At 45.7% G+C, this 10,927-nt stretch carries 13 protein-coding genes; 10 read left to right on the top strand and 3 right to left on the bottom strand.

What is annotated here, in order from left to right; genetic code table 11:
• Nucleotides 1-45: 45 nt before the first annotated feature.
• On the bottom strand, nt 46-246 hold the full coding sequence (locus ICN26_RS10175) for a helix-turn-helix transcriptional regulator (RefSeq protein ID WP_216268278.1): 201 nt from the start codon (nt 244-246) through the stop codon (nt 46-48).
• Between the two features lie 548 nt (nt 247-794).
• Here ICN26_RS10175 and ICN26_RS10170 point away from each other — a divergent pair.
• The 6 genes from ICN26_RS10170 to ICN26_RS10145 are packed head-to-tail and all read left to right on the top strand — an operon-like array spanning nt 795 to nt 6,878.
• Nucleotides 795-1,679, top strand: a complete 885-nt coding sequence (locus ICN26_RS10170) for a YdaU family protein (RefSeq protein WP_216268277.1) — start codon at nt 795-797, stop codon at nt 1,677-1,679.
• Nucleotides 1,669-1,899, top strand: coding sequence for a hypothetical protein (locus ICN26_RS10165; protein ID WP_216268276.1), 231 nt, complete (start codon nt 1,669-1,671; stop codon nt 1,897-1,899). The genes ICN26_RS10170 and ICN26_RS10165 overlap by 11 nt, the downstream gene beginning before the upstream one ends.
• A complete protein-coding gene (locus tag ICN26_RS10160; RefSeq protein ID WP_216268275.1) occupies nt 1,896-2,300 on the top strand; it encodes a hypothetical protein in 405 nt (134 codons plus the stop codon). The genes ICN26_RS10165 and ICN26_RS10160 overlap by 4 nt, the downstream gene beginning before the upstream one ends.
• Before the next feature lie 17 nt (nt 2,301-2,317).
• Nucleotides 2,318-3,625 (top strand): terminase large subunit domain-containing protein, encoded by a 1,308-nt coding sequence (locus tag ICN26_RS10155; protein WP_216268274.1) that lies wholly within the window; start codon nt 2,318-2,320, stop codon nt 3,623-3,625.
• 48 nt (nt 3,626-3,673) lie between these two features.
• Nucleotides 3,674-5,620 (top strand): hypothetical protein, encoded by a 1,947-nt coding sequence (locus tag ICN26_RS10150; RefSeq protein WP_216268273.1) that lies wholly within the window; start codon nt 3,674-3,676, stop codon nt 5,618-5,620.
• Nucleotides 5,595-6,878, top strand: coding sequence for a hypothetical protein (locus ICN26_RS10145; RefSeq protein WP_216268272.1), 1,284 nt, complete (start codon nt 5,595-5,597; stop codon nt 6,876-6,878). Before ICN26_RS10150 ends, ICN26_RS10145 begins: the two co-directional genes overlap by 26 nt.
• Before the next feature lie 2 nt (nt 6,879-6,880).
• On the opposite strand, the gene ICN26_RS10140 is transcribed toward ICN26_RS10145, so the two are convergent.
• Both ICN26_RS10140 and ICN26_RS10135 read right to left on the bottom strand, forming a co-directional pair.
• A complete protein-coding gene (locus tag ICN26_RS10140; protein WP_216268271.1) occupies nt 6,881-7,471 on the bottom strand; it encodes a mobile mystery protein B in 591 nt (196 codons plus the stop codon).
• The gene (locus ICN26_RS10135; RefSeq protein WP_216268270.1) at nt 7,465-7,923 is read right to left on the bottom strand and encodes a mobile mystery protein A; all 459 of its coding nucleotides are present in this window, start codon (nt 7,921-7,923) and stop codon (nt 7,465-7,467) included. The genes ICN26_RS10140 and ICN26_RS10135 overlap by 7 nt, the downstream gene beginning before the upstream one ends.
• 451 nt (nt 7,924-8,374) lie before the next feature.
• Between ICN26_RS10135 and ICN26_RS10130 the strand changes: the two genes are divergently transcribed.
• From ICN26_RS10130 to ICN26_RS10115, 4 genes are all read left to right on the top strand, one after another.
• Nucleotides 8,375-9,421 (top strand): phage major capsid protein, encoded by a 1,047-nt coding sequence (locus tag ICN26_RS10130; RefSeq protein WP_216268269.1) that lies wholly within the window; start codon nt 8,375-8,377, stop codon nt 9,419-9,421.
• A 10-nt stretch (nt 9,422-9,431) separates the two neighbouring features.
• Nucleotides 9,432-9,833 carry a hypothetical protein gene (locus ICN26_RS10125; protein WP_216268268.1) on the top strand — a complete coding sequence of 134 codons (402 nt, stop codon included), beginning with the start codon at nt 9,432-9,434 and terminating at the stop codon, nt 9,831-9,833.
• A 173-nt stretch (nt 9,834-10,006) separates the two neighbouring features.
• The gene (locus ICN26_RS10120; protein WP_216268267.1) at nt 10,007-10,537 is read left to right on the top strand and encodes a hypothetical protein; all 531 of its coding nucleotides are present in this window, start codon (nt 10,007-10,009) and stop codon (nt 10,535-10,537) included.
• A 2-nt stretch (nt 10,538-10,539) separates the two neighbouring features.
• The gene (locus tag ICN26_RS10115) at nt 10,540-10,881 is read left to right on the top strand and encodes a M15 family metallopeptidase (RefSeq protein ID WP_216268266.1); all 342 of its coding nucleotides are present in this window, start codon (nt 10,540-10,542) and stop codon (nt 10,879-10,881) included.
• Nucleotides 10,882-10,927 lie beyond the last annotated feature (46 nt).

Genomic DNA, 10,927 nt, shown 5'->3' with positions numbered 1-10,927 from the left:
AGATTCATTTCGGGCATGATTGGCCCAATGGGCCAATCATGCTTTCTAGATATCCTGTTGATTGACTCTGCCCTTAATAAAACCCTGTACTTGGTCAATAGTCCAAAAAGAGGACCTTCCAATTTTGATCGGCTTAGGAAACTCGCCTTTCTGAACCATTAGCCAAAACTTAGATTTAGAAATTGGCATTACCTCCAAAATCTGTGGAATTCGCATTAAGGTGACTTCTGAGTTTGAATTACTCATGACGACCTCCTTGACGGGCGCGCTTCATATTTTTCCGATAAACCTGCAAAGCCATTTTTGCTGAACTCATCTTCGTGTAACCGTATGAACGGTACAAACTGTAAAGCCGAATTGCTACCATCAAATTGTTCTCCATCTAGTTTTGTTATATATCAATATGTGTGCTACTGAGATGCAATGTAGTCAATGAAATTTTGGTGGTCAATCAAATGTCAATACCCACTTTGAAGACGCATATTAATTTTTGACTACAAAAAAATATTTATTCACATAAATGCTACAAGCTAATCCAGTAAAGGGCTACAGCCTTGTCAGTATTTTCTGATGGCATGAGTAGAGCAGTGGACACACATAGATCAATTAACACTTCAAGAGGAAAAAATAAATAACCCAAATTTCTTAAAGATGGATTACAGAGAATAAGTAAATAAATAAATTCAAAATAAATTCATAAAAAACACGTTTGACGATACGCTTTCCGATTGTTAGATTCATCTCTTGCGAAAAATCGTTAGCAAGAAAAAAGAACTACACGGAGACTGTTTTAGATGAACTACTACGAGCATCACATTGGGGATTATTCAGAAGCTACTGCGCATCTGACTTTTATTGAGGACTCAACCTATAGCCGTCTCATTCGGAAGTATTACGCCACGGAAAAGCCGCTGCCAATCGATATGAAGACGGTCCAGAGATTAATCAATGCCAGATCAAAAGAGGAAAAAAATGCAGTTGTCTCAGTCCTTAATGAGTTTTTTACCCTCACAGACGATGGCTGGCGACAAGAGCGCTGTGACCATGAGATAGCTCGCTTTAAAGACCGGCAATCCAAGGCTAGGCGGAGCGCTGAATGGAGGTGGCAGACATCTCCCGCAGAGCAAATACTGTCTGACTGTACGTCAAATTCAGCATGCAATCGCAATGCGAACGCATTGCCAACGCAATGCTCACCAAACACCATACACCAAACACCAGTCACCAATCTCCATACTCCAAGAAAACAAAACAATGGGGGTGAAAAAGAAAAATGTCCGAACGATGATCTTGAGACAAGGCAGAAGATTGCCAATGTCTTTTCTGTTCATGGAGTGAGCATCACCCCTAAGGATGAAAAGATTGGGGAAATTGCAAAGCTCATGGCTGCAGAGGAAGAAATTCGGGAGGCGATAACCCAGGCAAAAGAAATGAGAAAAAAGGCTTCAAGTTCTACCCCCATCAACCCGGGGCTAGTTCTAGCAATTCTCAAAGGAATGCGAAAAAAGTTTCAAGGCCAAGAAAGCTCAGAGGATGCCTGGTGGAAAACCAATGAAGGCATAGATGCTAAAGGGCGAGAGCTTGATATGAGAGCCCAAGGTTCAGAAAGCTATGAATCATTCAAGGCAAGAATTCTTATTGAGTTACGTAAGCGTAAGGAGATGGCGAATGCTGGTTAACCAAACCTTAGCTGGAGTTGTTCATCGCCCTGATATGGAAGACTTTCCTATTGGGTCCATTGTTAAGACGCCTAGTGGGCGTGTAGGTACGGTCGTTAAGCATCGCGGTGCCCAAAGCCGACATGACTTATTCCAAAGAATCATCGTCGAGTTTGAGGATCCGATAGGTGATTCAGTAGCACTTCAACCCCACCTGCTGACGATGATCAAAAAACTATGATTGAAAACAATCAAAAGAAATCAAAGGGAGGCGCAAGGGCTGGGGCGGGTCGAAAGACTGGCAGCTTAACTAAACGAACCCGTCAGATAGCCGAAGCTGTTGCAACCCAAGGAATCACGCCCTTGGAAGTCATGATGAAGGTAATGCACCAACTTTATGAGGAGGCCGGCAACGTTAGTGAACAAGATCTTGGCGATAAAGAGTTGGCAAGCGAAGCGAGAATCAAGCTCCTTAATATGGCAGCCACCGTTGGAAGGCATGCTGCACCTTATGTTCATCCACGACTATCTGCTATTGAACATACTGGTAAGGATGGCGTGCCCTTACAAAGTGGCGTGTTAGTCGTGCCAAGTGCTATGAGTGTTGAGGATTGGGAAAGATCCGCCCAGCCCAAGCATTAGTGCAATAAACGTAAGTCATGAAAACTATTTGGGCGCCATTGCCCGGTAGTCAGACTTTGTTTCTGACTTGTCCTGTCTACGAGGTATTGCTGGAGGGAACTAGGGGAGGGGGCAAGACTGATACCTTGCTAATGAGCTATGCCCAGCATGTAGGTAGAGGTTTTGGTGATCATTGGCGAGGTACCTTATTCCGTCTAACCTATCCGCAATTGGCTGACGTGGTGGCCAAGAGTAAGCGCTGGTTCTATCAAATCTTCCCGGGTGCCAAGTTCAATGAATCTGACTATGTCTGGAAATGGCCAACAGGAGAGATGCTGTACTTTCGCTATGGAGCGAATGAGGATGACTACTGGAACTACCACGGGCATGAATACCCATGGCTAGGGTTCGAGGAGCTAACCAACTGGCGTAATCTTTCTTTCTATGAAGCCATGCATTCCACCTGTAGGTCCTCTTATCCTGGAATGCCAAGAATGGTACGAGCTACTTGTAATCCGTTTGGAGTGGGGCATGCATCGGTTAAGGAAAGATTTCAGATTGGGGCAATACCGGCTGGGCAAATTATCAGGCAAGAGGGCGCATTACCCAGAGTGAGAATTCACTCGACGATTTATGAGAACACCCATCTCCTAAAAAACGACCCCAACTACCTGATGAGCCTAGAGTCACTAAGCGATCCAAACAGGCGCAGAGCCTGGTTAGAAGGTGATTGGGATATCCACGTGGGAAGTTTCTTGGAAGGCGTATGGCAGCCCTCTAAACACGTTGTAGAACCCTTCGCAATACCACCAACATGGAAAGTATGGCGCTCAATGGACTGGGGCTATGCTAGACCTTATGCCGTCTATTGGTTTGCCTTATCCAATGATGGAGTCTATTACCTCTGGCGAGAACTCTATGGATATGGAGATAAAGAAAACACCGGTACCAGGGAAGATGCAACGGTAGTAGCCGAGAAGATCAAGAAGATAGAAGTTCACGACCAACGCCTTGGATATGAATATCGCATGAACTTAGCTGATCCATCCATCTTTTCAAAGATTGGAGCAGAGCGATCCATAGGTCAAATCTTCAGAGATAAAGGGGTCAAATGGACCGAAGCCTATAACGCACCCAGAAGCAGAGTAAACGGAGCCCAAGAAATCATTCGCCTATTGGCGGAGGGCAGACTTAAAGTTTTCAGTACTTGTAAACACTGGCTTAGAACAATCCCACAATTGCCGCCGGACTCATTAAATCCTGAAGATGTGGATACCGATGCCGAAGATCATGCTTGGGATGCAACAAGGTATGGAATCATGAGGGCACGAAGGGTTGCAGAATAAATCCAAAATAAATTCTTAAGCTATTGCCCCTGAATTTATAAATAGGGTGTGGCCCAAGAATCTAAAGCTCTTCAACAAAAATGGAATGCCCGCATTAAACATGCGCGCAATCATTGGGCGACTTTTCATAAGCGGGTAAAGCACAACCGCAATACCGTCTCTGGATTCAATTGGAATGCAGATCCTACTGGCAAGGAGTTCTATAGCCTTAGAGCAAATCTCATCCATGGAACGATCTCTGCTGTATTGCCTAACGTCTATGCTCGTAACCCAGAGATCTCAATAGCCCCAGCTCATTCGGGCGCGGACATCAAACTCTTTTGCAATACCCTAGAGAAGGTTACCAATAGGGCCTTGGAGCATGCCCAACTAAAGAATCGAGCTAAGTCCACAGTAAGAGCGGCTCTTACCTGCAGTTTCGGAATCTTAAAGGTAATGTACCAAAGAGATATAGACGAGGATGCCTATATTCAGGGACGTATTAACGACCAACAAGAAAATAGATTGGCGATTAGAGATCTTAAGCAAGATCTAGAAGATGGCAGTCAGAAAAAACACTATGAAGAAAAAGAGATTGAACTAGAAGAGCAATTGCTAGGCATACATGAGCAATCAGAAGTCTGGTCTGCTGAGGGTCTAGTGATCGATAGAGTCCTTACAGAAAACCTTCTGATTGATCCATCTGTCTGCGAGTTTTGGGATTACACCGACGCTGATTGGATGTGCCAAGTTATCCCCATGAAGCGCGCTCAGGCTGAGGCTTTATATAAAAAGAATCTCGCCAACGCTAAGATCTACCAAGCAGGCCAAAGCGAACCCTCACACAAGAAGGCCAAGCGCTTAGCCTCAATGCAACTAGAAGTAGGACCAGTTACAGACGACCAGCAAATTGCTGTTTTAGAAATCTGGGATAGAACTACGCAGCGTGTATACACAATGGTGGAGGGTGCAACGGAGTGGTTACGTGAACCATATTCGCCATCAAGAGCGGGTGAGCGCTGGTACCCGTTCTTCTTATTGCCTTATCAGGTAGTCGATGGGCAGTTTGTGGGGCCTAGCCTAGTAGATCTAACGGAGCGTTTACAGGATGAACACAACGAAGCCAGGGATCGATTCAATCAGCATCGAGATCTCTGCATTCCGGGATGGGTGGCATCTGCCGACATTAATGAAAAGACAATTAAGAAACACTCGGATTCTCGATTTGGTGAGATCACTATTGTTGATACTGAAGGCAAGCCACTTAACCAAGTCATTATTCCTAGGGGTCACCCAAAGATAGATCCGATCGTGTATGACACCAGTGCAGTGCGATATGACTGGGAGCAAGTCACCGGTCTACAAGATGCAGCAAGGTCTACCATAGTAAGACCTAAGACAGCCACCGAGGCGAACATTCTGCAAAGAGCCTTATCAGGGCGCGTATTTGAATTCAAAGACCAGATAGAGGATTGGTTGCAAGAGATAGCGCAATACAGCGCACAAGTCCTCTTACAAGAACTGACCAAAGAGCAGGTAGAGCGCTATATGGGCGCGCCAATCACTAAAACAACCATGGTCGATGGCAAGCTCACCATAAGCAAAGAGAAAACCTACGATTGGCCAGAGCTCAGCAAAGAGCGAATCTTTGACATGGTTGACCTGCGTATTAGGGCAGGCACTACCGGAGCCCCTGATGGCATAGAGGAAAAAGAAGGTTGGCTCAAAGTTCTACCAATGGTTACCAGCCTGTCTATCCAAATGCAAAACCTACAAGCAAGAGGGATGGATTACGAACATATCCGTAGTCTCCTACGCGAGACTCTCTTGCGATATGACGATCGCATCGATTCAAATCTATTTATGCCCAACGTTGCAAAACAAGCCGATGGATTCGTAGATTTTCCACATGAAATCTCAATGCATCGGCTATGGGAAATGGGCGCTGATAAGCAAAGTAAACATCAACATTTAAAAGAGGAGACAGTAGATGACACAAGAAGTGAAAAACTTTAACTCTGGAGTATTAACTAATGGGGGCTCCATTCAGAGGGTGCAAAACCGTGAAGCAAAAAGAGAGGAAGAGCGCTTAAGAAAAGAAGCGGAAGAAAAGAACGCAGCTGAATCTGTTGCTCGGCGTCAAAAGGCAAAAGAAGAGCGTGCGCTCGAAATAGCTGAGCAATCAAGAGCTCGGCAGCTTGCAGATGAAGAAAAGCGAAGAAAGGCTGATGAGAAAGCTGCCCAAGATGAAGTTGCAAGACTGAAAGCAGTTGCAGATAAAGAAGCGGCCAGATTAGAAAGACAGCAAGACCTTGAGAGAAGAAATGCTGAGAGAGCTGCTGCTCAGCAACAAGATGAAGCTAGGCGTAAGAGTCAGTCTGCCGCCTTATTGGATGACTTAGGCAAAGACGCAACCGCTCAAGAGGCAGATAGCTCAGATGAATTTGAGGAAGTGCAGGAGCCGATATTTGCTCCAGTCAAAGGTGAGGTGCAAATACCAGCTGAGATCTCTTCATTTGAAGCTAAGCCAGAATCAGAGCCACTGATAGCGCGCGATATCAGTGAGCTATTGCCGCCGCCTGCCGTCCTTACAGTTGAGTCTGAGCTACAGGCCCCCATTCAGGTTGAGAGTGGTAAAGAATTAATTGAAAGAGTTCTTTATTCAACTGAACAAGCTTCTGAAGATCAGCCCCAGGAAGTTATGCAATCTAATCGCAGTGAAAATCGATACCAGAAGATTATCAATACCAATCGTGAGCTTGCAAAAGAAAATGATTCTCTCAAGTCAAGAGTTGAAGATCTCCTCGATAAGCTTCATGGCTATGAGATTGAGGGTGAGCTGGTAGGCAGCATCATGACCTCGGTTGATCGAAACAAGAGAGAAAAATGGCGCGAAAAGAGTGAGGCTAACTACTTAAAGAATGATCGCTGGAGCGTTATTGATGAAGCCAAGAAAGAGATCTTGAACTATCTCTCTACGCGTCATGGTGAGGTGGATTATTTGGATAAGTCACAGCTATTTCTAAAGTACATGCAAGATCCCTTCTATATGAATATCTTCGTACAGAACAATCAAGTTTCGCAATGGTGGCCTACGATAGATGCAATCTATAACGCGATTGATCTTCAGCCAAAAGACTGGTCTAAGGTAAAGCCTATAAGCTATAAACCTCAACCTATTCGGGCGAGAACGGCTACTCTAGGAGCGCCAGTAGCGAGCTCCGAAGAGCCAATGGATCGGATTGCCCAGCATCTAGGCAATATGGGGATTTAGTTTTATTGCCTAGCAAATAGCATTAAGGGCGCGATATCGCCCTTATCTGCGGCGCGTAGAGCTGATAAGTAGTTTTGGCGTGTAGTGCCTGGGGTGGTAATTGAAGTGTTCCCGCCCCAAGAAAACCTTTTACCACCCAGGCTGACAATGAGAGCATCTGCTATCAAACGTGCATGACGACCATTGCCATTTGGAAACGCATGGATCAACACTAGCTGATGATGAAAGCGCACAACAATCTCATCAATGGGCATCGCCTTGTTTTCAATTTGATAGGCAGTGTTATCTAAAAGATTCTTGAGGGCAACGGCAATCTGAGTCCAATCAATGCCGATACTCTTGGCACTCTTCCTGAATGTGCCAGCCCACTGCCAAGTTTGATTAAACATACGACTATGCAATTCACGCACCAAGCCCTCATTCAAACCTTGAATAATCTTTTGACGCGCGATCCAATCTGCGCCTTCGACAATATTTAACTCTTCCCAAGCATTTAACTCGGCTTGAGTCCTAATATGTATGGGGATGAGACCAAGAGCCTCATCCGGATCAATCGGAGTGGCTCCTGGCGCATACTCAAAATGCATCACCATAGATTCCTTCTAGGACCATCCAGAATCTCTTTTGCTAGTAGTTGCAGTTGCTTTTCACTGGCGGACTTGTCTACCGACTGATCCTCAAGACTCATTGAATGAGAAATGGGGCGCAGTCTTTCACGCGCAACCGTAATAGCGCGTTCTTCCAAGATTTCTTCTAAAGATTTGCGTGGCACTAGGGTGTATTGCAACTCGCAATCTAAGGCGCTAGCCAATTTACGCAGGCTTGCTAAGGTGATCTTTTCATCAGCCTCAGCCTTTTCGAGCTTGGTAATACTGGCAGGCGTAACACCGAGCTTGCGAGCCAATGCAGAGGCTGACATACCCAAAGATTCACGAATAGCCTTTACCCAGCCATTGCCCGGGCGGTTTGGGGGGCGAGTATTTCTTAACTTAGTCAGGGCCAAATCCATTTGATGGAGTTGTAAGTTGGCGAATTTCTTGTTCATATTTATACCTATAGGTATTAATTAATATATCTAATTGTAACCTATAGGTATGAATTAATACAATAAATTGATACCCATAGGTATCAAATAGCTATAAGAAGAAGGGGTTTTAGGCTAAATAACAACGTCATTCCGTCAAGGGCACCCCAAAGGGGTGGCTTGCGAACCCTTGATGGGCACGACCAAAGAAATGCTCTTTTATGCCCAAGGTGGCGCAATGACACATTGGGCATAAAGACAACTCGCGAACAACAAAAACCCCAGAAATATTCAAGCCAAGCTTGTGCAGCCCCAATAATCAATACACGTAGCAAGAGTTAATAGCTCTAGCTACTGATTCATCTCACGCGTTATCGCTAGAGTCGCGCCTAGCAGCGTAGCAATGGATAGTTTCACGCCCTATCAATCAGGATGAATCTAACTAATTCATAAACATAGATAGGGGTGGCATATGCCAATTTCAAATACAGACTTGCAAGAGTTAGCTAAGGTCTCCTTAGATGAATACTTGCGCAATCTTCCAGTAGATCAAATAGCAGTAGAGAGGCCTTTTCTCAAGAAATTGATGCAAGGGCGCAAGAGCCTATTAGGTGCCAAGCAAAACGTTGTTGAGAACATTCGCAAGGAACATGGAAGTAACTTCACCTGGGCATTTGGAGAGGAGACGGTCAAGTTCAATAAACGCAATACGACTGAGCAAGCCTCTTTTCCTTGGCGTAGAGCAGTTGATGGCCTGTACATCGACTATGACCGACTCTTTAGTAATGGCATCAAAGTACGTGAGGGTGGGGCGCGTGGCTTCCAATTGGAATACAACGAGCGCGTACAACTCATTAACTTGCTTGACGAACAATTAGAAGTTCTTAGAGAAGGCTTTCTCAATAAGTTAGACCTAGAGCTTCACCGCGACGGCTCGCATGGCGCAGATGCGGTAGTTGGCTTGGATAGCCTAGTCAGCCTAGCACCAGATGCTGGTACCGTAGGTGGTATCGATCGAGCCAAGGCAAGTTACTGGCGTAACTACGCAGTTAAAGACATCACTTCAACCGCGCCAGGTAACTTAGTGGGGGAGATGGAAACTGCATGGCGCCAATGTATTAAGCATGGAGGTAGCCCTGATTTCATCATCGCTGGTGGTAAGTTCATTGATACCTATCGCAAGCAAGTCACAGTGACCCATATTGCTGGATCTGGTGAGACCAAGTACATCGATGCTGGCGTAGGTGCTGGAGTAAACACAGGCCTTGCCTTTAAAGGTGTCGAAATCATCTGGGATCCCCAGTTTGATGAGCTTGATGCCATGGCCAATCGCACAGTGGAGTGGAGTAAGCGCTGCTATTTCCTCAACACCCGCTTTATGAAGCTGCGTGATGATGACCTCGACATCGTTGCCCCAATCCGTCCGCACGATACCTTGGCGATGTACGCCATGGTGAACCTACGGTGCGCTTTATCCATCTCACGTGCTAATGCCCATGCGGTATTGGCGATTCAATAAGGGGGTATGAATGAATAACAGCGTGAATAACACAATGAATACAAAAGAGCTCATTCACAGCGACTTCCAAATTAAAGAGGTGGAAGCGGTAGTGCGCAGGGATGCCTTCACAACTATCCATGTGTATGTACCGCCTTATGAGACCAACATCCTTCGCAACCTCTTTGGGCGCGAAAACGTCACGGTATTCGAGCGCCCATCAAAAACCACTATTACTCCAGAGCAGGAGTACGACCGTCTCTGTGCCAAGTACGGTCATGAAGTCGTAGCCAAAGTCTTTGGTGAAGATGATGGTGATCGCCTAATGGAGATCGTAGAAGGTCTGATGTCTGAAAAAACTTCCTCTCAAGAGCCTCAAATAGAAAAGACTCCAGAAGTGGAGGTGGAAACCAAAGGAGCCAAGAAACGCTAGTAGCAGGAAGGATCACCGCTAGCGGCAGGTGTTTGGGTGCGGCTGCGGGTGTTGAAGTAACCATGGTGTGTGGGCGCGCGTAACTGCGCCCCACTGCCAACACCAATTAAAAGCCTAGGCGGTAGTGGGGCGGTGGACTTCTAAATACAAGCATCAAGAAAAGAACTTATTACATGCTTCCAATCATCACCTCTCTAGTGCAAACCTTGGCCGTCAACGGCCTTGGTCTGCTTGCGGGCGCGGTTCAAGCTAAAGGTAAGGAGTTCATTGAGAGCAAGATTGGGGCGCGCATTCCGGACAACCCCAGTCAGGAAGATCTCATCAAGCTCAAGCAACTTGAGATCGAGCAAGAACAGCTTCTGTTGCAATACACCCTTAAGCAAAAGGAGTTAGAAATAGAAGAATCAAAGCTTCTAGCTGAGATGCATCGAGCTTCACAAGAGAACGCTACACACCGGTGGCAATCCGATATGGGTAGCGATTCCAAGCTATCGAAGAACATTAGACCGGGAACGCTGGTCTACATTCTGACGGCCTATCTACTGTTTGCATTACTTTCAGCTATGGGCATCGACATTAACGAGGCTTATGTAAAGCTCCTAGGTGAGTGGGGGCAGTTAGTCATGCTGGCTTACTTTGGCGGAAGATCAGTAGAGAAGATCTTTGAGATGCGCATGCATGGCCCAAGGAACAAGGAACAGTAAGAATGAGTGGCTTGGTTGCGGAGCAAGCTGCATTCTTGATCGATGTAAGTCGTCTTATTCAGTTTGCAACAGCAGAAGGTTGGGTCATTACAGGTGGTGAGCTTTGGAGGTCTCCTGAGCAGCAGGAGATCTACTTTAAGAGCGGTAGATCTAAGACCATGAATAGCAATCATTTGAGACGATGCGCTATAGACCTGAATTTTTTCTGGAATGGAAAGCTAGTTTGGGATAAAGAGCTCATCCGTACGGTTGGCGAATACTGGGAAAGCCTAAGCCCTAAGAATCGATGGGGTGGTAATTTCAAAGGATTTGTCGATGTGCCACATTTTGAGAGGAGGGTATAGACTGTAAAGATAGTAAAAAATATTCAAACAAACCCCTGAAATCTTA

Origin of the sequence: Polynucleobacter hallstattensis (assembly GCF_018881835.1) — a bacterium.
Classification (GTDB): Bacteria; Pseudomonadota; Gammaproteobacteria; order Burkholderiales; family Burkholderiaceae; genus Polynucleobacter; species Polynucleobacter hallstattensis.
The sequence above is the reverse complement of the archived record's forward strand: the minus strand, read 5'-3'. Positions and strand labels throughout refer to the sequence as shown.

What these genes read in the sequence shown, in the direction of transcription:
- ICN26_RS10160 (WP_216268275.1), top strand. Translation starts at nt 1,896, where the DNA reads ATGATTGAAAACAATCAAAAGAAATCAAAGGGAGGCGCAAGGGCTGGG.
- ICN26_RS10175 (WP_216268278.1), bottom strand. Translation starts at nt 246, where the DNA reads ATGAGTAATTCAAACTCAGAAGTCACCTTAATGCGAATTCCACAGATT.
- ICN26_RS10125 (WP_216268268.1), top strand. Translation starts at nt 9,432, where the DNA reads ATGAATAACAGCGTGAATAACACAATGAATACAAAAGAGCTCATTCAC.
- ICN26_RS10165 (WP_216268276.1), top strand. Translation starts at nt 1,669, where the DNA reads ATGCTGGTTAACCAAACCTTAGCTGGAGTTGTTCATCGCCCTGATATG.
- ICN26_RS10170 (WP_216268277.1), top strand. Translation starts at nt 795, where the DNA reads ATGAACTACTACGAGCATCACATTGGGGATTATTCAGAAGCTACTGCG.
- ICN26_RS10135 (WP_216268270.1), bottom strand. Translation starts at nt 7,923, where the DNA reads ATGAACAAGAAATTCGCCAACTTACAACTCCATCAAATGGATTTGGCC.
- ICN26_RS10155 (WP_216268274.1), top strand. Translation starts at nt 2,318, where the DNA reads ATGAAAACTATTTGGGCGCCATTGCCCGGTAGTCAGACTTTGTTTCTG.
- ICN26_RS10145 (WP_216268272.1), top strand. Translation starts at nt 5,595, where the DNA reads ATGACACAAGAAGTGAAAAACTTTAACTCTGGAGTATTAACTAATGGG.
- ICN26_RS10130 (WP_216268269.1), top strand. Translation starts at nt 8,375, where the DNA reads ATGCCAATTTCAAATACAGACTTGCAAGAGTTAGCTAAGGTCTCCTTA.
- ICN26_RS10120 (WP_216268267.1), top strand. Translation starts at nt 10,007, where the DNA reads ATGCTTCCAATCATCACCTCTCTAGTGCAAACCTTGGCCGTCAACGGC.
- ICN26_RS10115 (WP_216268266.1), top strand. Translation starts at nt 10,540, where the DNA reads ATGAGTGGCTTGGTTGCGGAGCAAGCTGCATTCTTGATCGATGTAAGT.
- ICN26_RS10140 (WP_216268271.1), bottom strand. Translation starts at nt 7,471, where the DNA reads ATGGTGATGCATTTTGAGTATGCGCCAGGAGCCACTCCGATTGATCCG.